Consider the following 26497-nt stretch of genomic DNA (forward strand, 5'->3'; position numbering starts at 1 on the left):
TTTAACGACAAAAAATGCCATTGTCAGCACGAATATTCAAATGTGGTAACTGTGGCATTGAACTAGATCGGGATTTTAATGCCAGTGTGAATTTAGAACACTGGCATCCCATAATTGATTATCCTTTAACCGTCAGTTCGACGGGGATTGCCTGTGGAGGGTCACACCAACTTAATGGCGATCGAACTCCAGGCTGCTATGCTAAATTCATGTCTTACCCGGTGCAAATGAAAAGCGATCGGCTAAGCTTTACTATCTATATAAAGTAAAGAATTTTAATATGCCAGTCTTCCTTAAGAGCTTAAAACAAAACGGTCATTTAGAGCGAATTCATATTACGGTCTGTATTGTTGGCTCTCGTAAAATAGAAGGACGAGATGACTATGGCTCTCAAGGATGGGACATTTTTGCACCCAATCTCAGTATTTATGGATTGGATGCCGATCCAGAAGCTTGCGAACAAGCTAACGCGGATATTGAAGCTCGACAAGTAAATTGGACAGAAAAACATATTCCGTTAGCTCTTTGGAATTGTGAAGGAAGTTTTCCGATTTATGTTACTAACTTTCCTGGGTGCAGCTCTTTATATCCCCCTAATGAATCTTACTTAGAGCGTTTCCAAGAACAGAATTTAGATTGGCATAAGTTAGTTGCCACAGTGGAAATAGAAACGACTACTTTAGACAATTTTTGTGCAACAGAGGGAATTAATGAAATTGATTTTCTCCAACTAGACGTGCAGGGAGCAGAAAAGCAGGTTTTAGAAGGAGGAATTAAAATTTTAGAAAAAAGTATAATTTCCTTGAAAACAGAAGTAGAATTTAATTATTTGTACGTCGGTCAACCACTTTTTAGTGACATAGATATCTATCTAAGGGATAAAGGGTTTAGGCTTTTTGATTTGTCTTTAGAAGGACGTGCTGTTCGTAAAGATTCCCTGATTTCTTCATCTGTACATCCGGGAACACTATTTGTGGGAAATGCTTTTTACTTCCGGGATTTAGTTCAAGGTAATGTGGCAAATAACCCGAACACCCCAGAAAAGATGTTCAAATTGGCTTGTCTTGCCGATATGTTGGAATTTACTGACTATGCTTTGGAAATATTGGCATATTTGACTCGTAATTATGGAAATGATAAAAATTATAATTTTGCCAGAGAAATCGTTGAAAGTTTATCTCAAATCCCCCCCTTAGTAGAAAAGGGATTAGATTCGCTGCCTATTATTGTTGAAATGAGGAGTTACCTTACATAAATGAGCATTATTGAAATTCTAAAAGAAGATTACCAAAGATTCCCCGCCGACCGAGCTTACAGCATCTATGCGGAGGATGTTTACTTTCAAGACCCACTCAAAAATAACGAGTTTTAATATGTCAGTCTTTCTTAAGAGCTTAAAAAAAAGCGGTCATTTAGATCGAATTCACATGACCTTGTGTATTGTCGGTTCGCGTAAGCTGGAAAACCAAGATGATTATGGTACTCAAGGTTGGAATATTTTTGCACCTAATTTAACTATCTACGGATTTGACGCCGATCCAGAAGCTTGCGATCGTGCCAACGCCGATCTGGAAGCTCGACAAGTAAATTGGGTTGAAAAGCATATTCCTCTGGCTCTTTGGAATTGTGAGGGTACTTTTCCTTTGTATGTTACCAATTTTACCGGATGCAGTTCTTTATATCCTCCTAATGAATCTTATGTAGAGCGATTCAGTGGATATTTAGATTTGTTCAAATTAATTACCACTGTAGAAATCGATACCACGACTTTAGATAATTTTTGTGCGTCGGAAGGAATTGAGGAAATTGATTTTATACACCTTGATGTGCAGGGGGCAGAGCTTCAGGTTTTAGAAGGAGCTTCTAGCGTTTTAGAACGCAGTGTTTTAGCTGTTATGACTGAAGTAAACTTTACCGAGCTATATATAAATCAACCCCTATTTAGCGATGTAGATGTATATTTAAGAAAGCAAGGATTTACTCTGGGAGATTTGGCGATTACGACTGGAAGAGGTTGCCGGACAATATCACCAATTATTTATAAGTTACATCCCGGATTTTTATTGTGGGCAGATGCCTTTTACTTTCGCGACCTGATTAGAACGGATGTGTTTCACAATATAAGCACACCCGCTCGAATTTTGAAATTGGCTTGCATTGCTGATGTGTTGAATTTTACCGATTATGCTTTGGAATTATTGGCATATTTGACTCGTAATTATGGGGATGACAAAAATTATAATTTTGCCAAAAATATTATTGATACTCTATCCACGATACCAGAAGCGATACAACAGGGATTAGATTCATTACCGATTATTGTTGAAATGAGGAATTACGTTAGGTAAATGGACATAATTGAAATCCTCAAAGAGGACTACCAAAGATTCCCTTTTGACCAAACTTACAGCATCTACGCTGAAGATGTTTATTTTCAAGATCCACTTAACAAATTTCGCGGTCTAGATCGTTACAAGCAGACGATCGCCTTTATCCGCACCTGGTTTGTTGACCCCAAACTGGATTTACATGATATTCGCCGCCAGGATGATGCGATCGAAACTCGCTGGACGTTAAGTTGGAATACACCCCTGCCGTGGAAACCCCGCATCGCTATTTCTGGCTGGAGCGAGTTGCGACTTAACGCCGAAGGGTCGATCGTTTCCCACATCGATTACTGGAACTGTTCCCGCCTGGATGTTCTCAAGCAGCACCTATTTCCATTAAAGACTCGTTGACTTCAATCGATATAGATAGCTAATTGACTATTAAGTTATTTTTCCTTTATTTACCTGCGCCTACTTATAGATTACAGAAGTTTCTTTTGCCCGTAAATCTTCTCAGCTTTTTCAAAAATTATCCAAGAAGTTAAGATATATTTGTCTTCTGAAAACGGCACATTACCTTTATGGGTATGTGTAAACCCAGCAGGAGCGATCGCAAGTCTTCCTTGTTGAGGCTTCACTTTCAAATTTTGGTAAAAAAATTCTGTTTCCCCACCTTCATTTACGGTGTTCAAATAGTACTGAAAAAATAGAACTCGCCGCAGCGGTTCGTCATCCGCTTCACGAGGGTGGGGGTAAATTTCAGAATGCCAATGGTGATAACCTCCCATACCTTTTATATACTTTTGGACGTTGATCCAAGAAGGTCGATAAATTTTTTGGATGGTTTCATCCATCCATAACGCCTCGTATTGTGCAAAATTTTCGTGAGTGAGGGTGACAACTTTGCCGGAAATCGGATCGAGTATTCCAGGAGATATCGCGCCGACGAGGGCAAAAATGTACTTCCGCAGATATTGTTTCAGATATGCGAATGTATTAGTTACAACCAAGCTATGAAGATTTCTCCATTCATAAAGACCTGTGATCGTAAGGTCGTAGCTATCTTTTTTATTTAAATCGACACCTTGTCCTGTGCGTCCGCGCACTATCTTGTCGCTGGTTTCAAACTTTTCGATAATCTGATGGCAAATATCTGCATCTAAGGCATTATCGTAAATTTCAATAAAATTTGTCACTATATCCTCAGCAGTCATAAATTAATTTTATGTGGAAATGAGGAATGTCGAGATAGTTAAATTTATCCATCTTTTCATTTCCCCATTTCAAATATAATCTGGCGTAGTTTAACCCAAATTAAATCAAACGGTAATTCCCGTGGGATTAGCTGTTCCGGTGAGAATGTCTTGGATTTGTTGCACGCTCAAGTTGGGATTTGCTTGCAGCAAGAGAGCAGCGACACCGGAAATATGGGGTGTTGCCATTGATGTGCCATCACTGGTCTCATAGCCTCGGTTTTTCACCGTGGAGATCACATCAACTCCTGGAGCGGATATAAAAGGATAAGACCTACCCGTAGCGCCGACTGGGTTGGAGAAGTCGGCCACTTTTCGGTTGCGATCGACTGCGCCAACAGCGATCGCCAAACCGCTAGCAGCAAGATCCTGACTGAACGGGATAGCTGATTGGAAGGCAGGTTCGCCCGGTTGAACTGCGTTCAGCTTTGCCTTTTCATTTCCAGCTGCGATCGCCACTACTACGCCGCGTTCGCGAGCTAAGCCCAGCACCTGTACGTAGTCGCTATTTTGATCTGGCCCATTTGTTCCCGGATCGTCACCCAAGCTCATGTTAATTACTTTCGCCCCATTGTTGATGGCGTAATTCATAGCAGCGATAATTTGGGAATCTTTACCTCCGCCCGGTTTGCCCAACACTCGCAGCGGCATGATCTGGGCTTCGTAGGCAACTCCAGTGGTTCCTGTACCATTTCTGGAGGCAGCGATCGTTCCGGCTACGTGAGTGCCGTGAGTATCGTCTTCTTTGCCTGGGTTGGGGTCATTATCGTTAGCTACAAAGTCCCAGCCGTTGACATCATCAATATAGCCATTCCCGTCATCATCGATTCTGTTTCCGGCCACTTCTCTGGTGTTCTTCCAGATATTATCTTTGAGGTCTGGGTGATTTAGGGAAACGCCTTCATCCAAAACGGCTACGACAATGCCTTTGCCTGTAATACCTCTAGCGTAAGCTGTCTCGGCATCGATCAAGTTCAAATCGCCGAAATTTCGGCCATCTTCTTCGGTGAGTTTGGCGGCAGCAGTTACTTCTGTTCCGGTAGCCTGTGCCAATGCCGCTCGGACATTAACCAAACCGCGTCCGAAGTAGTAATTAAAACCTTCTGGCTGCGGGGGTATGGGTCGATTTGACGGGTCTGCTGTAGCTGCTGCCGATACGTTCATGGTGTATTTGGTGCTGCCTGATGCCTGCAAAACCCTTACATAGTAGGTACCCGGATCGACTGCACTCAGGTTGAGTACTTCAGGATTTGTACCTGCGGCATCGGATTCGGCGAGAATGTCATCGCGATCGAGTTCGCCATCTTCATTGATGTCTGAAATTAGTTCTAGCTGAGCATCGCTGCTTAAACCGTTGAGGGATATGTTGACAGCACTGGTGGTATCCAAAGTAAAGCCGTAAAGATCTTCTTCGTCTCCATTGCCGACTTCATCGCTAACACTTCTGGTACCTTTAAGGTTGCCCAAGCCGCTGGCAAGGCTGAGGTCTTCGTCGGGGTCTGGGCGATCGCTAGTACGTCCCTCTTCCAAACCAAATTCAATGTAGTGCTCGATCGCGCTCAAACCACGGGGTCTGACCGCTGCCGCCACATCCGGGTACTTTTGCAAATAAAAACCAGTCTCGAAGTCTGGGCCAGGGTTGCGATTTTCATACTGACCGAACTGCACAAAATGTTGATAGCTGGTCAAGGGGTCTGGCGCTGCCGCTGTCGCCGCGACTGCTGCTGCCACGTCTGGGCTGCTTTGCAAATAGAAGCCATTGACAAACTCTGGAATTGGGTCACGTCCTTCCTTTTGCCCGAAATTGACAAAGTGATCGATCGCACTGAGTTGGGGATTATTCACCGCAGCGGCGACATCTGAATACAACTCCAAATAAAAACCTGTATCAAATAAAGCACTCGGATCGCGACGTTCAAATTTACCAAATCGATTGAAGTGATCCAAGCCATTAGCGAATCCGCCACGGGCAACTGCCTGGGCTACATCTGGGTTTTGGGCTAGGTAAAAGCCTTCGTCAAACAGACCGTTGATGTCTAACATGAATGCTTAATCTGTCTTCGGATAGATGACAATAGTTGTAAATTTGATAATATATTTTTTCATTGCAAAAAAGAACTGATAAGTTTCTGCACTTAACAATTTGTATTGTTCTCTTCCCCTGACGGGTGACAAGTGTTGCTGAAACCCTTGTACAGTATGTGTTGTACCACAGCGCTTTTGAAAAAAAATGCACCGATTTTTGGACTTTATTGATACTATTGTCAAGTACCAGTAGCTACAAGTCTCATGAATTCGTTGTTGACCGCAAGATTTTTGGGCTAATTTTTCCAGATGTGACTGAGTTGAAAAGCAGCCCCTGTCAAGCTTTGAGCCATAGTTGTCACCCTGTTAGCAATTCCTGCTAAGAGGGATGACAGCTTAGGCTACTGTTTTACCCCTATTTAACTTCCCCGCTTCATTCTGCCAGTTGCTAATTGTTCAGAATGGGGGAAGCGCTTTAACCATTGCGCCTATGGTGAGGGACTCGCACCCTCACGATCATTAAGTTGTCAAGAGTTTTATTCAACCGATACGAAAGGTTGCACTCTTGCTCCTCGTACACTTTGAGTTATTTTTTTTCGCCGTTTTTCGAGGAAACGAATCGCACCTACCCAGAGGTTTTATATTCTACTGAGCGACAATTATTCTTGAATTTGGGAAAAACTTTCTTGCCTTTAACCTTCTTGGAGTTATCGTAAAATCGAGCTATTGCAGACCAAGACTTTTCACCAGCAGATTGTCTAACCATTGAGTTTAGTTCATTAACAAAGGGGAATTCTTCAGCCAATACAGCGCAATATTTATTAAGGTCGTACCTGCCAATATTCTTGTTATCTATCCAGCAACGCAAGCACTTATTTTGGATGAATTGACAAGTACGGATAGCTTCATCGATAGCACGATATTGTTTGTCTTTTCCTTATACTTTGAACTCATAAACAATCATGGCTTGACCTTTATTTACCACAATTTTATGTTACCACAACAGGGATAAAGTCACTCTCTTATGGGCGAGGTTTTCAACCCAAATTTTTGATAAAGTAAATAAATGTAAAGAATTTTCAGGCAGGACATAATATGCGTTTAATACTCATGACCGGCAAAGGCGGAGTCGGCAAAACCTCCGTCGCCGCCGCTACAGGGCTGCGTTGTGCCGAACTCGGCTATAAAACCCTGGTTCTCAGTACTGACCCGGCTCACTCTTTAGCAGATAGTTTCGATTTGGAACTCGGACACGAACCGCGATTGGTGCGTCCCAACTTGTGGGGTGCGGAACTGGATGCTTTGGTGGAACTGGAACAGAATTGGGGCGCAGTCAAGCGCTATATCACCCAGGTTTTGCAGGCGCGGGGACTGGAAGGCGTGCAGGCTGAAGAATTGGCTATCTTACCGGGGATGGATGAAATTTTTGGCCTGGTACGTATGAAGCGCCACTATGATGAGGGTGAGTATGATGTGCTGATTATTGACTCGGCTCCCACGGGTACAGCGCTGCGGTTGCTAAGCTTACCGGAAGTCAGCGGCTGGTATATGCGGCGATTCTATAAGCCGTTACAAGGTATTTCGGTGGCGCTCAGACCTTTGGTGGAACCGATTTTTAGGCCGATCGCGGGTTTTTCTCTGCCTGATAAGGAAGTAATGGACGCTCCTTATGAATTTTACGAACAAATAGAAGCTTTGGAAAAGGTATTAACGGATAACTCCCAAACATCGGTGCGTTTGGTCACAAATCCCGAAAAAATGGTGATTAAAGAATCTTTACGCGCTCATGCTTATTTGAGTCTGTACAATGTTGCCACAGATTTGGTAGTTGCAAATCGGATTATTCCAGAGCAAGTTACCGATCCATTCTTCCAACGTTGGAAGGAAAACCAACAGCAATATCGCCAGGAAATTCACGAGAATTTTCTACCGCTACCGGTGAAGGAAGTGCCCCTATTTTCGGAAGAAATGTGCGGTTTACCAGCTTTAGAACGTTTGAAAGAAATGCTTTATGCTGGGGAAGATCCGACGCAAGTTTATTATCGGGAAACTACAGTTAGAGTGGTACAAGATAAAAATCAGTACACTTTGGAGTTGTATTTGCCAGGTATTGCTAAAGACCAAATCCAACTAACTAAAACTGGTGATGAATTAAATGTCCGCATTGGCAATCATCGCCGCAATTTGGTGTTACCTCAAGCTTTGGCGGCTTTGCAACCCTCTGGGGCGAAGATGGAGGAAGATTATCTGAAAATTCGGTTTGGTGAAGCGGTAAGGGTTTAGCAGCTGAACGGCCTAATTTTTAGCAGTCATAGAAACCCGGTTTCTTGAAGAAACCGGGTTTCTGTTTCTTGAAGGGTTTCTGTATTTTTTTTGATAAATTATTTGGGATTGGTAGTAGCTAGTGAGGGCTTGATACTTCTGTCTTTGTGTCGATCGATCGGAAAAACGCTGTAACTTGTGTACAGTATCCTTGTTTTGACTAACCATCTCCTCCCACAAGGTAGAGTTTTGACCCAGAAGTAAAAATAATTATCCCTCTCTAATGGCAGAAGGTAGCTTAGTAAAGAATTATTTACATTACTTAATAACACCACTACACAGACAACGCACTGACTCAAAACGGAGTTTGAACTATGACTAACACACCACAACAAACAACCAATCCCTACGAGGCTCAATTCCAACGTAAATACGGCGAGTTTGCAACTAAATTTGAATTTGGTTCAAACCCCAGCGCTGAAATTTGGAATGGTCGTCTAGCGATGATTGGCTTCCTGATTGCGATCGTTGTTGAGCTAACAACTGGCCAAAAGTTTATTAACTATTTGGGATTCTAATAGGTTTCATATCTATTACTGTCATACTCAACGAAGCTTGAAATGGCAGAAAAATAGGGAACTCTTAGCTTAGCAGAGTTCCCTATTTTTGAGAGTCTCAGTTGATGCGATCGCACGCTCAGTACAACTCTAACTTGGTGCAGTATATCTTGTATCTAACAGTGCGATCGCCACTTAAGAGATTTCCTTGTTTTCTTGAATTTCCCAACGAAAAAGTCTTGGTAATTGTGCTAAATCCAAGGCGTAGTTTCCACTCCACAAGACAATCTCTACTATTAATAAATAGCGTATCCAAATCAAATCGGTTTCAGGACTGAGGAATTTCAAACCCTCATACAGTTGCCAAACACGGTAAGGCAGGTACAAATAGGGAACCATCACCCAGACGACCGTGCGAAACTGCCTCAGTGTCAAAATTTCCGATAAAATTTGCAATCCCAGCATCACAAAGTAGGGAATAAGTACAGTTAATACGCTGCTGTAACGCCACCAAACGCCCCACAGAAACATTGCCAGCAGGGGTATTACGATTCCGACTATCTGTATCGTACCGAACCAGATTTTATACCACCCAGGTAGAGGTTGGGGAAGGGTGAAGGGTTTTAAGTGTCTCCACGCCCAACCTACCACTACTGTAAAAGCTGTGGCAAGTAGGAAGAAAACGAGGTTTTCGATAAATAGGTATAGATTGGAGTTCATGTATAATATTATCGAACTTTCTTAGTTCCTATGGTTGACTTTTGATGTGGAAGTGTTATGGCGAACTGGTTAGGGATGGGGTAAATGTGCGATCGCCATCAAGTTTAGCAAGTGCGAGATGGGTATGACACGATATGCGATCGCTTATTTGTAAAAAGTCAATAATTGTTTCGGCAATACCTTTTGATGCTAGGTAGGGAACACCATTCCCGATTGTTTTAAACATATTAGTAAGTGACATATTTGATGGCAGAACAAAGTTTTTTGGCAAAGATTGAATCGCGAGTGCTTCAGCTACTGTAAGTCGGCGAACTTTATATGGATGTAAATGTACTTCGTTATTTCCGTAGCAGGCTGTTGGCGAGTAGCGCCATCGATGAAGACGCTTATAAGATTTTTTGGAATCATCTCCTTCATCGACGGAAGCAAATCTTTTCAGACCTGCTTTGGGTTTAAAATAATGTTGTCCGTTCGGATGATTGAGGACATCGTTTTTTTCAAACCAATATTCTGCTGTTAGCTGTTGTGGTATACCATCAGGACAAGGCAATATAAAATCTTCCCTAAATGGCGCAGTGGAAGGCCAAGGATATGCGAAAGCTTGCTGTCTGGGATACAAAATATGTTTTGTCCAAGGAAAAGCTGTTTCGGGAAGTAGCTTTTGGTTATAATTAACTTTAATGCCGATATTTTTGATTAAGTTGGTATGAAAACCAATCAGGATAATTCTGTCTCTATCCTGGGGGACGCCGTATTCGATCGCATTAATTAGACGTTCTACTAATATATATCCAAATTGATTAAGTCGAGCCTTAAGATTTTCAAAAAAAGTACGGTGTTTTTTGGTTCTCCACAGTCCTTTGACATTCTCAAATAAAAAGAAATCTGGTTTTTGTTGACAAATCAATTCAACATAAGCGGCAGAAAGCTTACCATTGTCTCCTTCCGCACCGCGATTTTTGCCACCAACTGAAAAATCAGGACAAGGAGGGCCACCGATAAAGCCAATAATATCGGTATTTTTGCGTGCATCCTGAATTAGTTGCTGGAGTCTTTGCGCTTGTTCGGCTTCGGTTAGTTTAGTCACATCTGCTGCTTCTCCCTCATGGTATCCGTATGCTGGTGAGTGTAGGTTAAGACATTGCCTTGAATAACGATATGCTTGCATAAACGGTGCATAAATTTCGTTGACATAAGCTATGTCAAAACCGTTCAATTCAAAACCGAGATCGAGAAAACCGGAACCTGAGAAGAAAGAGAAAATTTTGGGGCGATCGATCATTTAATTACCTGTAAAGTAATAGAATAATGGTAGCGTTATTATGGGAAGCGAGCGTAGCGTATTGTTGACCTTTTTTCTTCCTCAATTAGCTGGACGAATCGAAAATTCAACGATCCATTTTAGTTGCGAATTATCTCCTGCTATATATGCAGAAATTGCTTCTGCAACATCGGATGCTCTGTTAAGAGGTACAACATAATCGAACACCTTTGCCATAACCTTTAAGGTTTCCGCTGTCCAAGGGCCGTCAACCACTATAACCGCAAGCATATCCTGATTTTTACCTTTCCAATTAATGGCTGAAAACATTTTATCTTTGGCGTAGAGCGATGCGTGCCTTGAAGATGATTTTCTCACCTCTATAAAAGCTTTCGGCGTTATCTCGTCTGGGATCGCGAAATCGGCTCGGAAGTTATAAATAACACCTTCCAAATAGCTGTATTCAGACTCTAGCTTATACGGCACATTAGCATCATCAAGAGCATTGGCAACGATGCTTTCAAGAAGAATTCTGCCTACCAAGTCGCGAACAATGCCTTCCAGAGTTGGTTCAATACTCTGCAAAATCTGTCCGCGACTCATATTTTGCCCTGGCTTGAGTTGATTCAACAAAGCGGACATTTTTCTAGATGCTGATTCTGAAATTGCATTGTCTGAAACATTGCCAATCCGTTTCTTTAGTTCTGCCTTACTAGAAATATTGGCAAGACGCTGAAGAATCGGCAGCATATAGGGATGAGATTGAATATAACCAAAGTCAAATTCTAAAAACCCTTTGGTTGCTTGTTCGAGTTCGTTTAACAGATTTACAACTCGGTTTCGTAGCTGGATGTATACACCTTTAGTAATCGCAGATTCTACATCAAAAGGTACAGCCTGTCGGCGTCGCCATTCCTGTGCAACTTGTTCTGCACTACTAGAATGCGGATCGATCGCGCTGTCGATACCGCTAAGAACAACCAGTTTCTGGGCAAATTCCTGAACGTGTTCTGGCAGTATATTTGCTAAACCGCTAGTTTTGCGAGTTAAATCCAAGTAAACTTGCACGTAATCTTTCATGGCTTCTTTGGCGATACCATAAAGTGTGCCTGTGTTTGCTTCTTCTAACCTGTTTTCTTTTACTTCCGCACCTAAATCAAATTCTTCTGGCATAAATGTGAAACTCCCCAAGACCTTTTTCTGTGCCCTGTCGTTTTTCGAGAAGCCAGCGGCTACCTCTAGCTCGCAGGGTTTCGATTTTCAAAACCTGAAATCCATTTTCCTGCATAAGTTGTGCCAATAGTTTATCAGTTTGGATATGAACTCCATAAAGAGCCGCATCTGCTACAACAAGATGGACGGGGCTTTGAGGTCGAAGTACCCTTTTCAATTCACGGATAACTGACTGCATTTGTGCAAAATAAGGATATAATAACAAGTAATAATCTTTTTTCCCCTTTCTTAGCTGCTTTTGTTGCTTTAGTGCCTCAACAAGTGGTTGGATTTCAGAGCGAAAGCATTTAGATAAAGATTCCGAGAATAAATGTTGATTGCGTTTTAAGTCAGTGGGAGCAGTAGTTGTATTAACAATAAGTCGGCGTCGCACTCGTTCTGTAATTTCTTTCCATGAGCTAGCGTAACGCCAGAAATAAAGCTGCATTCGTGTCATTTCTGCAAAATCGAAATTGTTTAAATAAGGTGGAGATGTAATGCAGATAGAAACGCTTTCATTTGCCAATGGCAGCATTTTTTCGGAACTCATTAAATGTAATTTTGCGCTTGACTTAAAACTATTTCCTATAACATCTATATCATCTTGGATTTGAGCGCAAACTTTCCTGACAGCATCGTGATATGGTAGAGATGATTTTTGTGTAGTAGGAGCTTTATATATCCCATCGGTTTGGGAATGTGCTGTTAGTTCAAGCACGCGAGACAAAATTAAACGATATAGCGATCGCCGATCTGGTGAAAGCCGATCTTCGGCAATTATCGCTGATGCTAAAATAGGAAGTTCTGACTCTGGGATAAGTTTTTCTAGGAAAGTTAAAGCAGAGGTTTCCCAAATATTTGTCAGGTTTCGCTCGTATGGGTCAAGAGATTGGCAGAAAGTCTCGATATCTTTAACTTGCTGTGGGTGTTTTGGTGGGAATATTTTAGCTAATGAAATATCATAAAAGAAAGGGTGAGCTTCAAATCCAACCGAACAGACACCCTCCAAATTTGCTTGCACAAGCGTTGTTGATAAACCTGCGAAAGGATCTATTATAATTTCGTCTGCTTTTAATTCCGCATTTTGAATGCACTTGCTGACAAACTCTGGAGAGAATCCCGCGATGAAGTTATACCATTTATGGATATGATGGCGATTAGTCGTGAGGTTGGTTGGGAGCTTTTCTTTGGGTAGTGGATCTTCAAATAAGCTGAGTTGTTTCATTGGTTATTTTAGGTAAGTGACATTTTGTATATTTTTACGATATTTATATACAGATTAATTGCCGTAACCATAAATTTTACCATCTGGCATTCTCGTACCCATCCAATTTACATCGCTAAATTCAGCACCCGCAATATCCGCACCTGTCAAATCAGCACCTCTTAGATCGACACCACTCAAGTTAGCGCCTACCAACTTTGCGCCAACTAAGTTTGCATTCCGCAAATCGGCATCGCTTAAGTCGGCGCGGCTTAAATCAGAATAACTCAAATTGGCATTTCGCAAAATCGCACCCATCATTTTTGCTTTTCGCAAACTGGCATTACTTAAATCGGCGTTACTCAAATCGGCAATTACTAATTTTATACCATCTAATTGGGTGTTTCGCAAATCGGCATTGTTTAACTGCGTACCGATACAATTGGCATCTTGTAAGTTAGCATATGCTAAGTGAATTCCTCGCCAATCTGCATTTTGAAAATTTCTCGTGCCTGCGGCATATAGATTGAGCAATTCTCCCGCATTGGTGACGCTAATTGCTCGCTTTTGTGGTCGATTGAAGGTAAAATTGAAAGTGTCGCCACTTGCGATCGCACTTCGTATTTCTTCATACATGGGATAGTTGCCAATCCCGCTCAATTTCAACCAACCGCGTGTCCTCGTTAAGGCAATAAATAACTGATTGCGTAGCTTGACATTGCGCTCATTTTCGGCAATGTTATCTAAACCAACTAGATACACCATGTCGGCTTCGTTGCCTTTGGCGCGGTGGATGCGGGAGACGGTAACGCCACCTTCGCACCAGAATTTGTTGGGGTTGGAATATTCTAGATAGGGTGTCAAGATATTGCAGTTGCTTGTGCCGGGAATGAAGATATCAATACCTTGCGACATCAAAAACTCTGCGACTTCAATTTCGAGTTCGATCGCTTCTCCAAAACAACCTAAAACTATTACCAATATCTCCCGGCTTGGTTTCAAACGATCGCATTTGAGGTTATATATAATGTTGTGCGCTAAAGCGGTTAATTCCGATTGACGATCGTCATAAATATCAAACTCCAATACTGGTTTTTCCCAAAGTTGTGGTATGATATTACCAGAGCGATCGCTCGCACATTTCAGCGTAATTTGCCGACCGGGAGAAAAACGACCCTTTACTTCATAACCGAGCGCTTTCCAATCTTCACTCCGAGTAATTCCCGATAGCATTCCCCCAGGTCGCAGCAATCCCATCCCAATTGCGTGTGCGACTGTTAAAATTGGGGTAGGAGTGCGATAACAACGTTGCAAAATCTCAGTTTTTTTGATACCATCGGCATATTCACCAGTTACCATAAGCGCCAATTCATCGCCGAATAATTCCCCCGCTGTTGGCATATGTAAACTTTCCAAACTTTGCGCTTCGTCATAAGCCCAAATTAACCGACGCTGTTCGGGATGTTCGAGTTCGACGGGTCGCAAAGATTGATATGTCAGCCAGTAAAAAGGTTGCTTTCCCTCAAATTTCAACTCCTCATCCACAATTAAATCTTGACCTTCATCGATGAGAATAGCATCAAATATTTGGGGAATTTCTACTGTTTGCAATAGCAGAGTGCAAGCTTCGGCTAAAGATGCGTTGGGTTGTTTGCTGTCGGTATCGTAAACTGTGAGAGGGAGAACACCTGCTGCTGAGCAAATTACGCTGTAAAGTCCGGGTTGATTTTTTCCTCCCCAAGCGTGAAGAACTCGCAATTTTTGGTTAGTGCGATCGAATTTTATTTCACCGCTACTAAACCGACGCAACCACTTATCTAATTGTTGGGTGATGGGGTCGTACAAACTGCGACTGAAAAAGACTAAAGCAATATCCCATTCAGGATGTTTGAGGTGCATATTCGCAGCTTTTTGACACAGCAAGACTGTTTTACCAGAACCTGCAATACCGCGAATTCTTTGTGCGCCGGGAGGAATTTGTTTACCGATGCGTTCTTGTTGGATATCAAATTCCGATAACTGTTGTCGCGCTTTCGCCAAAATGCTGGTGCGACTTTCTGGAATTGGAGAGACAACTTCAGGAAATTGTAATTGGGGAATAATTCTGCTGGAAGATTGGCGAAAAACTGGTGTTCCACTTAATACAGATAGCAATAATTTCCATTGTTCCTCGTTGAGATTTTCGCCTTTGATGATGGGAGTGGTTTGTGGAATGATTATAGCTAAACCCCTTTCCCTCGCCGGGAAGGGGGGAATCATACTCCCCGCGCTTTCGACTAGATGGCTTGGGGGAGAGGACAATTTAAATAAATCTTCTTTAAAAATGATGGGAGGACAAGAAGGAAGTAGATGAAAACCTTTTTCCCGCCATTGTTTTTCGGTAATTAAGGGTAAAGCGATGATAACTCTACCATTTACTTTACGACGAAGAAGAGGTTCGCGATCGCAATATCCCAACAAAGCGAACAACTGATTTTCTGCTTGTGCATAAGGACTCGCGTCAGAGGTGTAAAAATTGCAAAATTCCCAGCGATGTCCGTTAATAGCAACAATTTGGTCAATTCTGACCGATTTTACCTCAATCACAATTAGACCGAGTTCAAAATCAGCAATCAAAATATCAGGTTCTTTGCGAGTCTTACCAACCTGAGAAAAAATCGGATATCGCCAGTAAGCAATACATTCTCTATCTGCAAAAGCAATTTTAACGGCTGACCAAACTCTACTTTCACCCCTCTGTCCGCTTTTTCCGGTTGATTCGGTAGTAATGAACTTGCGGTTTTCTTCTGGGCGATAAATCGCCATTTTGATTCAAAAATTATAAGATTTTAACTTGGCTTTAAAACCAGACTTTTGCTTAGCAAGTCTGGTAATTCAAATCTTTACCAAAATTACAGATTTTTTCTTTTGGCCTTTTGTCTTTTCCTCACTATCCAAACCACAAAAGCCACAACAAGACCAACAAATACTATTTTGGAAACCGGGCCTAGATATTCATCGACAAGCTCGTATTTTTCTCCCAAAATATACCCGGTATAAGTTAACAAACCCACCCACAAGGTTGTGCCAACAGTCGAGTAAATTAAAAACGGTACTAAGTGCATCCCACTCATACCTGCCGGCAGGGATATTAAGGTACGAACCCCCGGTACTAAGCGACAAAAAAACACGGCTTTCTCCCCGTGTCTGTCAAACCAATTATCTGCTTTTTCAATATCTCTACTAGATATAGAAATCCACCTGCCGTACTTGTCAGCTAAGCGTTTCAAGTTTTCTTCGCCGACGAGTTTGCCGACATAGTACCAAGGTAGCGCCCCCAGCATTGTACCGATTACTCCCGCCAAAATTGCAGGGAAGAATGCCATCTGTTTCTGAGCTATTGTGAATCCTGCTAACGGCATGATTAGTTCGGAGGGAATAGGGGGAAATAAGTTTTCTAAAAACATCAGTAGCCCGATTCCCACGTAGCCCAGGGAAGTCATGGTGTTAGTTATCCATTCCTGCATAAGTTTGGGGATTGTTAATTGATAGTTGGGGATGTAGTGCGAGGCAGAGCCTCTTTTTTTGGTTCCCAGATTCAAGCTGGGAACAAGTAAAATGGTGAGAAACCCGGTTTCTCTGAGAAACCGGGTTTCTATACATCTTACTACTTGTTTATGTTCCGGATGTCCAGGAGTTCATGTACTCGATTTGATCTGGGGTGAGGTTATCAATATAAATCCCCATTGCCTGCAACTTCAAGCGTGCAATTTGTTTGTCAACTTCGACTGGTATGGAATGGATACCCGGTTCGAGTTTGCCTTTGTTCTTCACCAGATATTCGCAACCTAAAGCTTGGTTAGCAAAGCTCATATCCATAACGGCGCTGGGGTGTCCTTCTGCGGCTGCTAAGTTGACCAAACGACCTTCGCCCAACACGATAACAGATTTACCGTTTTGCAGGCGGTATTCTTCAGTGAAGTTCCGCACTGTTCTGACTTCTTTGGCTTTGGCACCAAGCGCTTTGAGGTCGATTTCGATATCGAAGTGACCGGAGTTGCAAACAATTGCGCCGTCTTTCATCACGTCAAAATGTTCGCTGCGAATGACGTGCTTGTTGCCGGTGACGGTGATAAATAAATCGCCTTGGGGTGCGGCTTCTGACATTGGCATGACGCGGAAGCCGTCCATAACTGCTTCGATCGCCTTAGTCGGATCGATTTCTGTCACAATTACGTTAGCGCCCAGACCTCGTGCGCGGAGGGCGGTGCCTTTACCGCACCAGCCGTATCCGGCGACGACAACATTTTTACCGGCTAGCAGGATATTGGTGGCGCGGATAATACCATCGAGGGTAGATTGACCGGTGCCGTAACGATTATCGAAGAAGTGTTTGGTGTCGGCGTCGTTGACGTTGATGGCGGGGAAGGTGAGTACGCCATCTTTGAACATGGCGCGGAGACGAACGATACCAGTAGTAGTTTCTTCGGTAGTACCGATGATTTCGGAAAGTTGATCTTGGCGTTCTTTTACCAGAGTAGCTACCACATCGCAACCGTCATCGATGATGATGTTGGGACGGTGATCCAGGGCAACTTGGACGTGGCGGACATAGGTTTCTGCGTCTTCGCCTTTGATCGCGAATACGGGGATGCCATATTCGGCGACGAGACAAGCGGCTACGTCATCTTGGGTACTGAGGGGATTGCTGGCGATCAGTACGGCGTCTGCACCAGCTGCTTTGAGTGCAATGGCGAGATTTGCAGTCTCGGTGGTAACGTGGCAGCAGGCGACTAAGCGAATGCCAGCGAGGGGCTTTTCAGCGGCGAAGCGATCGCGAATTTGGCGCAACACGGGCATTTCCCGTCCCGCCCATTCTATGCGTTGTTTTCCGAGGGGGGCAAGGGAAAGGTCTTTGACTTCGTGCTTTGGCTGGGTGTATGTTGCAGTCATGAAATTGGTTGCTTGGGAAAGATTCAACTTGCAGATCTAATCTAGATTACTCTATCCCTGCCTGGGTAGGTTGCAATACCGATCGGCTGGGACACCAAAAGTGCGATCGCCACAGGGAAAAACTCACAAAATTGCCTTGACAAAGCAGTTACGCTCGATCGAGCGATGGCGGATATCAAAGATAATTTCTGCAACTTCCCTACTTTCCCTACCTTTCTTACCTCAAACTGCGATCGAGCCAAAGCGATCGCAGGCGGTTGCTTTTACAGTACAAGTGTACTATAATATAAGGGTACGGTCATCGAGCCCAGTTTCCTTGGAAATGGCTCACTAGCGACCTTTTAGAGGATGGATTTAGGTTTTTGCCCCATGAATAAGCACTACATTCTCAGCCTCAATCCGAACGCCAAGCAAGACTGGGATCGTTGCACGTTGCGAGAGCCTCTCACCGCTAAGCGTCCCGATCTCGCTAAGCTGATTGCCGAAGCTATTGGCGAAAAAGGCGGTTCTTACCTGGTTTCTGTGCGTATTGAAGTAGAAGTTTTGGAAAAAGCGGCTTTACCGCAAGTTGAGCAACTGCCTCTCAATATTCCGGAGATTTCCGCCCATTCCCAACGGCATGAACTCGTCGCTTAAATAATTTCAGATTTCAAATTTAAGATTTCAAATCGATAATTTTGCAAATTTTTGTAAATTTGAAATCTGCAATCTGATATTTGAAATTCTTCCCATAGCCTTTTTTTGTGAGGAAATGTGTTGTCGATCGAACTCAGTGATTATCCCCTTGCTATTTGCCAAGCCGCCCAAACAATCGCTGAAATAGATTATGAATTGTCTGCTATGCGGCAGCTAATTAATGCTTTTGAAGGCAGAGCGGATATGCTAGTGGCGGCTAATTTAAAACTAAAAAATGAATCTCAACGCAGGGCGCATCGCTTTCAATTATTGCAATTCAATCAGGAATATCAAAAGGCGCTGGATCTGGTGATGCAATTAAATACGGAAAAGACGAATGCGATCGCACACTTAGAATATCTCCGCAATCAATTTGCTGTAGCCAAATTGGAAGCAAGACTGGCGCTCGCACAACAACTTGCTGGTTTAGAAACGCGAGAATTAATTGGTTTTTAGTTTGGGCAAGTTTTCTCCTTTGGGTTAACTGGCGGTAGGGCTTTTCGTCCTACTGCTTTTTTGTGATTATGGCTGCAACGCATTATCCGAGAAAGAATCAAAATTGAAGAAGCTGCTTTTTTAGAGAGCAAACGCGATTTAGCGACAAAGAATCGTGCTAAAACCTGATAGCCTATTTCAATGCACAGTTTATCCCGGATATTGCCTTGAAAACTCGTTCTAGTTACTACCAACTCCTCCCCTACATCCGCCAAGAGTGGAAAACGATCGCTCTCGCGTTAAGCTGTACGCTAGCATTTACTGTATTCTGGCCGATCCTGGCGTGGTTGGCGGGTCGCATCGCCGGATACATCGGTGAGGGAAATGTGGGTGCGATCGCACAACTCGCCGGATTCAGTGCCATAATCTTCTTTATCCGGGGAATTGTGCAATACTCTCAAGATTCTCTGATGGCGAAAGCTGCTTTGAAAATTGCCCTCGACCTCCGCAAGCAAGTTTACGCACATTTGCAGCGTCTCAATCTCAGTTATTTTGAAACTGCTAAAACCGGGGATTTATCCTATCGTCTCACGGAAGATATCGATAGAATTGGCGAAGTTGTCAACAAAGTTTTTCACCAATTTGTGCCCTGCGTATTGCAATTAATAGTTGTGTTGGGATACATGGTTTATCTCAACTGGCAACTAACGCTGGCAACTTTTATTTTAGCACCGCTGATGGCATTATTGATTGGCTGGTTTGGCGAAAAACTTCTCACCGTTTCTCGCCGCAGTCAAAATCGCATTTCCAATTTATCCGCTTTGCTGACAGAAGTTTTCAGCGGGATTCGCCTCGTGCAAGCTTTCGCGGCTGAGGAATATGAAGTGAAACGATTTGCACAAGAAGCCGAACATAACCGACAGGCGAAATATTTGGCAGAACGGCTGAAAGCAATTCAGTTTGTGGTAGTCGGTTTTTTGGAAGCAATGTGCGTTATCTTGCTATTTTTCCTGGGAGGATGGCAAATTTCTCAAGGGAATTTGACTGGCGCGGAATTTGTTAGTTATGTAGCAGCAGTGGCATTATTAATCGATCCGATTTCGCTGTTAACGAGCAATTATAATGAGTTTAAACAAGGTCAGGCGTCTAGCGATCGCATTTTTGAATTATTGATAATTCAACCTTCAGTTGTGGAAAAGTCGGATGCTGTCGAACTTCCTCCCGTGACTGGAAAAGTAGAATATCGCCAGATCGACTTTGCTTACTCACCGGATAAACCTGTTCTGCAAAATATGAATTTGTTGGTAACTCCGGGAGAAACGATCGCATTAGTTGGCGCTTCGGGTGCGGGTAAAACTACTCTCCTCAACTTGTTACCGCGCTTTTACGACCCCCAAGTCGGCGAAATTTTCATCGACGGTATCGATATCCAGAATGTGACGCTAAAAAGTTTGCGCCGACAAATCGGTATAGTTCCCCAAGAAACGATTCTGTTTTCCGGTACGATCGCACAAAATATCGCGTTCGGTCAAACCGATTTCGACCTCAAAGATGTGCAAGCTGCGGCGGAAATCGCCAACGCACACCAATTTGTTACCCAGTTAACGCAAGGATATCAAACTTGGGTAGGAGAAAGGGGTGTAAACTTATCGGGAGGACAGCGCCAACGGATCGCGATCGCACGCGCTGTGTTGCACAATCCCAGAATCCTCATCCTCGACGAAGCGACTTCCGCGTTGGATTCGGAATCGGAAGCTTTAGTACAGGAAGCCCTGGAACGAATAATGAAAGACCGAACTGTTTTTATTATCGCCCATAGATTGGCTACTGTGCGAAGAGCCGATCGAATTTTAGTATTGGAGCAGGGGCAAATAGTGGAATCGGGAACTCACGAGGAATTGTTGGCAGCGGGGTTGCGCTATGCGCGTTTTTATGCTCAGCAATTTAGTTAAAAGGGGTTAGGGATTAGGGGTTAGGGCGTCGGGGTTAGGGAAAAGGGAAGAGGGAAGAGGGAAGAGGGGAGAGGGAAAGGCAGAGGGAAGAGGGAAGAAATTCCTATTTTTGACTTTTGACTTTTGACTTTTGACTTTTAGATCGCCTGTGCCTAACCCGCCCTACGATTAGATAAGTTGCATTTCAAGGCAAATCATCAAAAAATTTTTCCGAAATTCAAGAGCCGTCCTTTTAATGCCCAGCCAATCCAAAATCCAAAATCCTTGCATCGGATGACCGATCGCTTGACTACAATTGCTTTAAATAGCTGAGCAAGTCTGCCATTTCTTGCGGGCTGGGTTGGAATTGTGGCATGGGTGGTGTGTCGCCGCTTGTGACTTGGTGAATCAGACCAACTGGAGATTTGTGCTTGGAGACACCTTGCAAGCTTGGGCCAACTCTACCATCTGCCTGCAACCCGTGACATCCAGCACAGTTCATTTGGAAGATAGCATGACCGCGAATTCCATCGCCTTTCAGAGATAAAACATTCTTGACATAAGGATCGGATATCTGCCACTGATGATAGGCGACCATAAACACGAGGACTGCCAGCACCACTGCTAGAGCCATCAAGGTAAGCTGCCCGATCGCCGCTTCTAGTTTAGTTACCTGCTTTTCCACATGGTTGCCCAGCACGATGAGAAAGTACAAAGAAATTTTTATTCATATACATAGCTTAAAATTTCTAGACAATCCAGGCAAGCCGAGAGAAGGGAGAATATCTTGCCCCACAGAGTTCAACCGCCTTAACTGGCAAGACCTAAGCAAGTTTTAACATCTTACTGGATTGCTTCTTGTCGCGGTTATCCCTAGTAGTAGTATGAATAAGAGGTAATAAACTTTAACATTCAAGGAGATCTGACGTGGTAGAACCCCTACTTTCCGGAATTGTGCTCGGCTTGGTACTCGTGACCCTGGCTGGGCTGTTTGTCGCCGCATATATGCAGTATAAGCGCGGTAACCAGCTGGGTCTGTAGAAAAGTCAAAAGTCAAAAGTCAAAAGAGGCTGGAGACTAGGGTATCAGGAAGAAAACTGATTCTTCATTGCACAAAACTAATCCCTAGCAGTCCGCCAAATTGACGCAAGATGGGTGGAACTCCGCCATAAACCCGGTTTTTCTTAAAAACCGGGTTTTTTCCTACTTCTCTCTTTTGTGCATCAGGCTAAAGTTAGAATTTTTGATGCAGTTTTGATTGAGTGCGATCGCTATTTAAATCCTTCCAGCGAAAGAGCCTGTTTGCCAAATAAAAATATCATACTAGGCTACAGAAGAGCTTGAAAAATAACCAGCTTTTTGGTAAATAGTCACTCAATTTTGTCAAGGAGTTTAATATGAGCGTTGAAGATCGTTTAAATGCAGTTGCCAAAAATATTGAAGGCAAAGTTCAAGAAGCCATGAGCGAAGTTACTGGCAACCCCAAAGACAAAGTAGAAGGTCAGATGAAGCAGGAGCAAGCAGCTGCTATGCACGCGAAGGAAGACCTCAAAGACAGAGCTAAAGGAATGATAGACAGAGCTTAAGTTTAGTAGGGTGGGCATTGCCCACCTACTTTTATTGCTCTTAAATGTGGTGGGCAATACCCACCCTACTTTTTAAGAACGGATGGATTTTTCAGCAGCTGATGAAGGGATATTGCCATTTCTGGTAGATACTGGATTTTTGCTTCCCAAACTGCGGAAGTAAATACCGCCAATCGTAATTAAAAACAGCAAATAACCCACTGCTTGCACGATGTACAGCTTGTCAGGATAGCCGAACAAGGTGTGCAGGATAATGCCGGGGAATTTGTCTTGTGGCAGAACTTGGGTAGCATTCCAAACCATTGGCCCCAGAATGCAGGAGGGGTTTTTGGCAAACCTTTCGTAGTAAAAACATAGAGATTCTGACTCGCGATTCATCTGTGACAGACTTCTCACGGCTTCGTCAAAATCTCCCATTGATGAAACTACTAAACCTGCCACAATTAGGAGTAATAAAACTCCCATAATCTGGAAGAAGCGGCGGATGTCGATCTTGATGCCCCATTTAAAAAGAAGCACGCCAATACCAGCAGCTACTGCTATGCCGCTAAGTGCGCCAATAGCTGGGATCGAACCTTGTTGAAATTTGGCAACTATAAACAGAACTGTTTCAAAGCCTTCTCGCAACACGGCGATTAAAATTAAGCTAAAAACGCCCCAACCGGCTGCGGCGTCGTCTTTGAGGGCACTAGCGACAGCTCCCTCGACTTGCGCTTTGAGGGTACGCGCTTGCTGGGTCATCCAAATCAGCATCCAGCTGAGCATGACGATCGCCGCGACACCAAAAACAGCCTCTAGCAGTGGCTCTATGACAGGAGTATACTGCTGATTTGATGTGCCCAGGAATTGAATTATCCAGCCAAATAGTATGCCTACTAGCGCACTGGCTAGAAGTCCGACCACGACACCGGCATAAACCCACGGGTTGAGTTTGGTTCGTTTTGCTTTTTTGAGTAAAGCTAGGACAATTCCGACTACTAAAGCGGCTTCAACCCCTTCTCGCAGGGTAATGATAAATGTGGGTAAAGCTGAACTAAAATCCATAGTAAGTCAAAAGTCAAAAGTCACTCAGTCAAAAGTTAAAAGTTAAAAGTTAAAAGCCAAAAGTCAAAAACTAACTAATTACCGCTAACTAATGACTAATGACTAATGTCTATTAACTAAAATCTCGTAACATCTTTTTTATTTCTATGTTGTGCATTTCTTCTGTACCAATCATCGTGCGGGCAAATTCCTCCAGGTAAATGCTGGCATTCTCAACTGTATCTAGAAGAGCTTTATAAAGGTCTAAAGCTTTCTTTTCGTGAGCTAAGCTTTCCTCCAATATATCTCGCACGGAATGTTTGTATGTTTCTTCAATAGGAGCGATTCGCAGGGTAGGGTGCCCCTCTAAACCTGTGAGAATTTCTCCTACTTGTTGGGCATGAGTTAAGGATTCGGTCGCCTGCAACTTGAAAAAATTTACAATCGGAATTCGGTTGGGGCCTGTTACCATCAGGGAGTAGTGAGTATAACGCACTACTCCTGCCAGTTCAAATTCCATGATTTTATTGAGGATGTCGGTCGCCTTTTTGTTGTCGAGTTCTCTCATTCTGTTGGGTCTTAGTGATTGGAATTGGGAATTGGGGATGGAGTAATGGGAATTATTTTCGCTCCCATTACCCATTACCTATGACGCACTTGTTGTGACTTTTTGAGTGTTCTGCTCAATTGTCTTAATCAGCTGGGACACTTGCGCTGGTGTTAGCACGGGTGCGGCTGGCGCGGTAGCGGAGGGCCAAGCTTTGATGAGTTCGGCCATACTGGTTTCGATCGCCTGATGTTCTTGGGGATGTTCTTTAGCCATTTTATCGGCGATCGACTGATAAAGAGTGTTGGCGTAGATTACAAAACCGCGAGAGTCTTGATACTCAATTGCCGCAGACACTTTGCCATTTGCGATCGCTGCCCCGTACTCTGAGTTAGCTGCATCCAGCAATCCGTTAATTACCTTTAGCACAAAATCTGGCGATTTTCTTTGTGTTTCGGGTATTCCTGCGATCGCCGCATCCACCGCCTGCATAGAAGTACCAAACTCTGTGGCTATTTTGGCGTCTTTTGGCTTGGATTTGACTAAATCCTGCAAACTTATGAGGGTTGTTTTGAATTCTTTAACTTTGCGCTCGTTCAGTTGCTCTTCCACATCAACGTAAATTTCTTCTACCGGGTGACCGATGTGAGGTTCGGCTTGTTTTGGTTGTTGCACATCCAGCAGTTCTTTGGCAACTAAAAGATGTCCTTTCATTAAGCCTAGTTTGGTCATATAGTCAACATCTTTGGCTTCACCGGTGAGGACGACATCTTCGATCGTCACCATATCTTTAACTTGGTCAAACTGTTCCTGGGTAATTACTTTTTTGGATACCAGTTCTTCAGCGCTGCCGTAGGGACGACTGGCTTGAATTTTGTTGGATAATGCTGGAACGCCCAATTTAGCTTCTAATTTATCTAATTCTGACAAAATTGCCGAATTGATGTTGATTTTCGGCTTGCTGCCGCTCATGTTGTGGCTGGTAACCTCTGTCGCTGCCGGAGTGGCGGTGGCAGCAGCGGGACTGGCGGTGGGGGCGGGTGTTGAGGTACTCTCTGTGTTTTGAGTACCGCCACAGGACGCGAGGGCAACTAGGCAGGCGATCGAAATTGCAAGTGACAGAGAACGAAAAGGAAACATCATCTTAATTCCCAAAATTTTAAGCGGGTATTACTGGCAGGCACCCTTGAATTTGGTTCGATGACCTGCCCTCTAAACCGAGTTTTGCAACGGTATTCTGTTGAAGCTATCAAATTAACTATCTTGCAGCTAGTGAGAATTTTTGTCAAGTAAATTGCAAATTATTCACCAACTAGGGGAAGTCAAAAGTCAAAAAGGGGTTAGGTTAGGGGTTAGGGGTTAGGGATTAGGGATTAGGGAAAGTCAATCATTCAAAAATTCCTCCTCCTCCCTCTTCCCCGACGCCCTAACCCCTAACCCCTAACCCCTAACCCCTAACCCCTAACCCCTAGCCCATCGCTTCAAACTGACCCATACAACCGGCTTGGGCGATCTGATCCTGGTGGGGATGAAACATATATTTCCCCGGATACCGGTAGGTGAATTCTAGAATGTGACGCTCAGCTATACCCATCGTAATCACGTCGGTTGTTTCGCTGGGAGTTAGAGACATCCCGCTGCGGTAGACATCAAAGAAGTTCGCGTGCAGGTGAAAGGTGACAGCAGCTTCAAACTCAATCATGTTGAGGACGTACAATCGCACCAACTGGTTTGTGTAAATGGGAATGGTATGGTGCATATAATAGTGCGGCAAGCCATTAAAAGCATAAAGTTCGTTGCGGTTGTCGTCATTTATGTCGTAACCTGCCATTATTAGCACCATTTCATCAGCGGGCGGACGCGGACGCGGCGGATCGACGATAAACATACCGTAGAGTCCTTTGCCGATGTGACGAGTCACCGGTTCGACGTGGCAGTGGTAAAGGTGGACGCCGTAGGGTTGGGCGTCGAATTCGTAAATTGTGGCTTTACCGTTGGCGATCGGTTTGACTCCATCCATCTCGGAAGGGTGGGTGCCGTGAAAGTGCAGGGAGTGGGAATGTCCGCCTTTGTTATAGAAGAGGACTCGCACGCGATCGCCTTCCCTGGCTCGCAGTGTTGGCCCAGGCACGCGATTGTTCACATTCCAGGTATTAAAAGTGACAGCGCTATTCAATTGCAGCGTGGAATTACTGGCAGTGAGGCGAAATTCTCTGATCGTGCGTCCGTTCTCTCGCTTGACGGTGCCGTAGTCGAAATCCCGCAGCAGTAACATCGGGTTGATGCCGTTGCCAAAGTTAGGCGTATCGTTCGGGATTGGCGGTATCTTTACCTGTGATGTTCGTTTTGGCATCAGGGTAGAAAGTGCGATCGCCGCACCTGTTACACCGATACCGCCTGCCAATCCCAGTTGCAAAATTTGTCGTCGGCTCCAAGGCTTTCCTTTCTCTGGTATGAGGTGATGACCCATCTTATTGTCAAGAGTTCTCAGTTCATTATTGCAAATAATTCTAAAAAACTTCTTGACAAAATCTCTAATTTAGTGAC

26 protein-coding genes and 2 pseudogenes are annotated in these 26497 nt (G+C 43.7%); 13 read left to right on the forward strand and 15 right to left on the reverse strand.

Going from position 1 to position 26497, the window contains the following annotated elements; genetic code table 11:
• Nucleotides 1–14 precede the first annotated feature (14 nt).
• The 5 genes and pseudogenes from H6G03_RS14025 to H6G03_RS14045 all read left to right on the forward strand — a co-directional run bounded on the left by H6G03_RS14025 (nt 15) and on the right by H6G03_RS14045 (nt 2738).
• Nucleotides 15–269 (forward strand): zinc ribbon domain-containing protein, encoded by a 255-nt coding sequence (locus tag H6G03_RS14025; RefSeq protein WP_407650739.1) that lies wholly within the window; start codon nt 15–17, stop codon nt 267–269.
• Nucleotides 270–280: 11 nt separating this feature from the next.
• Nucleotides 281–1255: an FkbM family methyltransferase gene (locus H6G03_RS14030; RefSeq protein WP_190464991.1), complete on the forward strand. Its 975-nt coding sequence runs from the start codon at nt 281–283 to the stop codon at nt 1253–1255.
• Nucleotides 1256–1354 (forward strand): annotated as a pseudogene (locus H6G03_RS14035) (DUF2358 domain-containing protein); the annotation flags it as partial.
• A gap of 19 nt (nt 1355–1373) precedes the next feature.
• Nucleotides 1374–2348, forward strand: coding sequence for an FkbM family methyltransferase (locus H6G03_RS14040; RefSeq protein ID WP_190464992.1), 975 nt, complete (start codon nt 1374–1376; stop codon nt 2346–2348).
• On the forward strand, nt 2349–2738 hold the full coding sequence (locus H6G03_RS14045; protein ID WP_190464993.1) for a DUF2358 domain-containing protein: 390 nt from the start codon (nt 2349–2351) through the stop codon (nt 2736–2738).
• A 71-nt stretch (nt 2739–2809) separates the two neighbouring features.
• Here the strand turns inward: H6G03_RS14045 and H6G03_RS14050 are convergent, their stop codons facing one another.
• The 3 genes and pseudogenes from H6G03_RS14050 to H6G03_RS39770 all read right to left on the reverse strand — a co-directional run.
• A complete protein-coding gene (locus H6G03_RS14050; protein ID WP_190464994.1) occupies nt 2810–3541 on the reverse strand; it encodes a 2OG-Fe(II) oxygenase in 732 nt (243 codons plus the stop codon).
• Nucleotides 3542–3646: 105 nt separating this feature from the next.
• Nucleotides 3647–5623, reverse strand: coding sequence for a S8 family serine peptidase (locus H6G03_RS14055; protein WP_190464995.1), 1977 nt, complete (start codon nt 5621–5623; stop codon nt 3647–3649).
• Between the two features lie 610 nt (nt 5624–6233).
• Nucleotides 6234–6518, reverse strand: a pseudogene (locus H6G03_RS39770) (RNA-guided endonuclease TnpB family protein); the annotation flags it as partial.
• Nucleotides 6519–6700: 182 nt separating this feature from the next.
• On the opposite strand from H6G03_RS39770, the gene H6G03_RS14060 reads away from it, so the two are divergent.
• Both H6G03_RS14060 and H6G03_RS14065 read left to right on the forward strand, forming a co-directional pair.
• Nucleotides 6701–7888, forward strand: coding sequence for a TRC40/GET3/ArsA family transport-energizing ATPase (locus tag H6G03_RS14060; RefSeq protein ID WP_190464996.1), 1188 nt, complete (start codon nt 6701–6703; stop codon nt 7886–7888).
• 353 nt (nt 7889–8241) lie between these two features.
• Complete coding sequence (locus H6G03_RS14065; protein ID WP_190464997.1) at nt 8242–8445, forward strand: chlorophyll a/b-binding protein; 204 nt, start codon at nt 8242–8244, stop codon at nt 8443–8445.
• A 174-nt stretch (nt 8446–8619) separates the two neighbouring features.
• Here the strand turns inward: H6G03_RS14065 and H6G03_RS14070 are convergent, their stop codons facing one another.
• The 7 genes from H6G03_RS14070 to ahcY form a co-directional block, all read right to left on the reverse strand.
• A complete protein-coding gene (locus H6G03_RS14070) occupies nt 8620–9144 on the reverse strand; it encodes a hypothetical protein (RefSeq protein ID WP_190464998.1) in 525 nt (174 codons plus the stop codon).
• Between the two features lie 55 nt (nt 9145–9199).
• Nucleotides 9200–10426 carry a DNA cytosine methyltransferase gene (locus tag H6G03_RS14075; protein WP_190464999.1) on the reverse strand — a complete coding sequence of 409 codons (1227 nt, stop codon included), beginning with the start codon at nt 10424–10426 and terminating at the stop codon, nt 9200–9202.
• 81 nt (nt 10427–10507) lie between these two features.
• Nucleotides 10508–11578, reverse strand: a complete 1071-nt coding sequence (locus tag H6G03_RS38030) for a hypothetical protein (RefSeq protein WP_242057084.1) — start codon at nt 11576–11578, stop codon at nt 10508–10510.
• A complete protein-coding gene (locus H6G03_RS38035) occupies nt 11562–12842 on the reverse strand; it encodes a site-specific DNA-methyltransferase (RefSeq protein ID WP_242060399.1) in 1281 nt (426 codons plus the stop codon). Before H6G03_RS38035 ends, H6G03_RS38030 begins: the two co-directional genes overlap by 17 nt.
• A 54-nt stretch (nt 12843–12896) precedes the next feature.
• Nucleotides 12897–15626 carry a pentapeptide repeat-containing protein gene (locus H6G03_RS14085; protein WP_190465000.1) on the reverse strand — a complete coding sequence of 910 codons (2730 nt, stop codon included), beginning with the start codon at nt 15624–15626 and terminating at the stop codon, nt 12897–12899.
• 86 nt (nt 15627–15712) lie between these two features.
• Nucleotides 15713–16327: a DedA family protein gene (locus H6G03_RS14090; protein WP_190465001.1), complete on the reverse strand. Its 615-nt coding sequence runs from the start codon at nt 16325–16327 to the stop codon at nt 15713–15715.
• Between the two features lie 148 nt (nt 16328–16475).
• Entirely contained in the window at nt 16476–17753 is a 1278-nt protein-coding gene (gene ahcY, locus H6G03_RS14095; protein WP_190465002.1) for an adenosylhomocysteinase, read from the reverse strand.
• Between the two features lie 70 nt (nt 17754–17823).
• Between ahcY and H6G03_RS14100 the strand changes: the two genes are divergently transcribed.
• From H6G03_RS14100 to H6G03_RS14115, 4 genes are all read left to right on the forward strand, one after another.
• Nucleotides 17824–18087, forward strand: coding sequence for a hypothetical protein (locus H6G03_RS14100; protein WP_190465003.1), 264 nt, complete (start codon nt 17824–17826; stop codon nt 18085–18087).
• Between the two features lie 35 nt (nt 18088–18122).
• Nucleotides 18123–18389 (forward strand): hypothetical protein, encoded by a 267-nt coding sequence (locus H6G03_RS14105; RefSeq protein WP_190465004.1) that lies wholly within the window; start codon nt 18123–18125, stop codon nt 18387–18389.
• Between the two features lie 117 nt (nt 18390–18506).
• The gene (locus H6G03_RS14110; protein ID WP_190465005.1) at nt 18507–18884 is read left to right on the forward strand and encodes a hypothetical protein; all 378 of its coding nucleotides are present in this window, start codon (nt 18507–18509) and stop codon (nt 18882–18884) included.
• Nucleotides 18885–19090: 206 nt separating this feature from the next.
• On the forward strand, nt 19091–20815 hold the full coding sequence (locus H6G03_RS14115) for an ABC transporter ATP-binding protein (RefSeq protein ID WP_190465006.1): 1725 nt from the start codon (nt 19091–19093) through the stop codon (nt 20813–20815).
• A 289-nt stretch (nt 20816–21104) separates the two neighbouring features.
• Here H6G03_RS14115 and H6G03_RS14120 read toward each other — a convergent pair whose 3' ends face one another.
• Nucleotides 21105–21479, reverse strand: coding sequence for a c-type cytochrome (locus H6G03_RS14120; RefSeq protein ID WP_190465024.1), 375 nt, complete (start codon nt 21477–21479; stop codon nt 21105–21107).
• 242 nt (nt 21480–21721) lie between these two features.
• On the opposite strand from H6G03_RS14120, the gene petG reads away from it, so the two are divergent.
• Nucleotides 21722–21835 carry a cytochrome b6-f complex subunit V gene (gene petG, locus H6G03_RS14125; RefSeq protein ID WP_190465007.1) on the forward strand — a complete coding sequence of 38 codons (114 nt, stop codon included), beginning with the start codon at nt 21722–21724 and terminating at the stop codon, nt 21833–21835.
• 356 nt (nt 21836–22191) lie between these two features.
• The gene (locus H6G03_RS14130) at nt 22192–22380 is read left to right on the forward strand and encodes a CsbD family protein (protein ID WP_190465008.1); all 189 of its coding nucleotides are present in this window, start codon (nt 22192–22194) and stop codon (nt 22378–22380) included.
• Between the two features lie 72 nt (nt 22381–22452).
• Here H6G03_RS14130 and H6G03_RS14135 read toward each other — a convergent pair whose 3' ends face one another.
• From H6G03_RS14135 to H6G03_RS14150, 4 genes are all read right to left on the reverse strand, one after another.
• The gene (locus tag H6G03_RS14135; protein ID WP_190465009.1) at nt 22453–23424 is read right to left on the reverse strand and encodes an FTR1 family iron permease; all 972 of its coding nucleotides are present in this window, start codon (nt 23422–23424) and stop codon (nt 22453–22455) included.
• Between the two features lie 112 nt (nt 23425–23536).
• Nucleotides 23537–23971 carry a ferritin-like domain-containing protein gene (locus H6G03_RS14140; RefSeq protein ID WP_190465010.1) on the reverse strand — a complete coding sequence of 145 codons (435 nt, stop codon included), beginning with the start codon at nt 23969–23971 and terminating at the stop codon, nt 23537–23539.
• Nucleotides 23972–24049: 78 nt separating this feature from the next.
• Nucleotides 24050–25090: a helix-hairpin-helix domain-containing protein gene (locus H6G03_RS14145; protein ID WP_190465025.1), complete on the reverse strand. Its 1041-nt coding sequence runs from the start codon at nt 25088–25090 to the stop codon at nt 24050–24052.
• Between the two features lie 328 nt (nt 25091–25418).
• Complete coding sequence (locus tag H6G03_RS14150; RefSeq protein ID WP_190465011.1) at nt 25419–26420, reverse strand: multicopper oxidase domain-containing protein; 1002 nt, start codon at nt 26418–26420, stop codon at nt 25419–25421.
• Between the last annotated feature and the right edge of the window lie 77 nt (nt 26421–26497).

Source organism: Aerosakkonema funiforme FACHB-1375, assembly GCF_014696265.1.
In the GTDB taxonomy this organism is placed as follows: Bacteria; Cyanobacteriota; Cyanobacteriia; order Cyanobacteriales; family Aerosakkonemataceae; genus Aerosakkonema; species Aerosakkonema funiforme_A.

Excerpts from the sequence above, each read along its gene's own strand:
- H6G03_RS14025 (WP_407650739.1), top strand. The coding sequence starts at position 15 with ATGCCATTGTCAGCACGAATATTCAAATGTGGTAACTGTGGCATTGAA.
- H6G03_RS14045 (WP_190464993.1), top strand. The coding sequence starts at position 2,349 with ATGGACATAATTGAAATCCTCAAAGAGGACTACCAAAGATTCCCTTTT.
- H6G03_RS14140 (WP_190465010.1), bottom strand. The coding sequence starts at position 23,971 with ATGAGAGAACTCGACAACAAAAAGGCGACCGACATCCTCAATAAAATC.
- ahcY (WP_190465002.1), bottom strand. The coding sequence starts at position 17,753 with ATGACTGCAACATACACCCAGCCAAAGCACGAAGTCAAAGACCTTTCC.
- H6G03_RS14065 (WP_190464997.1), top strand. The coding sequence starts at position 8,242 with ATGACTAACACACCACAACAAACAACCAATCCCTACGAGGCTCAATTC.
- H6G03_RS14050 (WP_190464994.1), bottom strand. The coding sequence starts at position 3,541 with ATGACTGCTGAGGATATAGTGACAAATTTTATTGAAATTTACGATAAT.
- H6G03_RS14070 (WP_190464998.1), bottom strand. The coding sequence starts at position 9,144 with ATGAACTCCAATCTATACCTATTTATCGAAAACCTCGTTTTCTTCCTA.
- H6G03_RS14085 (WP_190465000.1), bottom strand. The coding sequence starts at position 15,626 with ATGGCGATTTATCGCCCAGAAGAAAACCGCAAGTTCATTACTACCGAA.
- H6G03_RS38035 (WP_242060399.1), bottom strand. The coding sequence starts at position 12,842 with ATGAAACAACTCAGCTTATTTGAAGATCCACTACCCAAAGAAAAGCTC.
- H6G03_RS14135 (WP_190465009.1), bottom strand. The coding sequence starts at position 23,424 with ATGGATTTTAGTTCAGCTTTACCCACATTTATCATTACCCTGCGAGAA.
- H6G03_RS14150 (WP_190465011.1), bottom strand. The coding sequence starts at position 26,420 with ATGGGTCATCACCTCATACCAGAGAAAGGAAAGCCTTGGAGCCGACGA.
- H6G03_RS14060 (WP_190464996.1), top strand. The coding sequence starts at position 6,701 with ATGCGTTTAATACTCATGACCGGCAAAGGCGGAGTCGGCAAAACCTCC.
- H6G03_RS14075 (WP_190464999.1), bottom strand. The coding sequence starts at position 10,426 with ATGATCGATCGCCCCAAAATTTTCTCTTTCTTCTCAGGTTCCGGTTTT.
- H6G03_RS14030 (WP_190464991.1), top strand. The coding sequence starts at position 281 with ATGCCAGTCTTCCTTAAGAGCTTAAAACAAAACGGTCATTTAGAGCGA.
- H6G03_RS14145 (WP_190465025.1), bottom strand. The coding sequence starts at position 25,090 with ATGTTTCCTTTTCGTTCTCTGTCACTTGCAATTTCGATCGCCTGCCTA.
- H6G03_RS14055 (WP_190464995.1), bottom strand. The coding sequence starts at position 5,623 with ATGTTAGACATCAACGGTCTGTTTGACGAAGGCTTTTACCTAGCCCAA.
- H6G03_RS14040 (WP_190464992.1), top strand. The coding sequence starts at position 1,374 with ATGTCAGTCTTTCTTAAGAGCTTAAAAAAAAGCGGTCATTTAGATCGA.
- H6G03_RS14105 (WP_190465004.1), top strand. The coding sequence starts at position 18,123 with ATGAATAAGCACTACATTCTCAGCCTCAATCCGAACGCCAAGCAAGAC.
- H6G03_RS14130 (WP_190465008.1), top strand. The coding sequence starts at position 22,192 with ATGAGCGTTGAAGATCGTTTAAATGCAGTTGCCAAAAATATTGAAGGC.
- H6G03_RS38030 (WP_242057084.1), bottom strand. The coding sequence starts at position 11,578 with ATGCCAGAAGAATTTGATTTAGGTGCGGAAGTAAAAGAAAACAGGTTA.
- H6G03_RS14090 (WP_190465001.1), bottom strand. The coding sequence starts at position 16,327 with ATGCAGGAATGGATAACTAACACCATGACTTCCCTGGGCTACGTGGGA.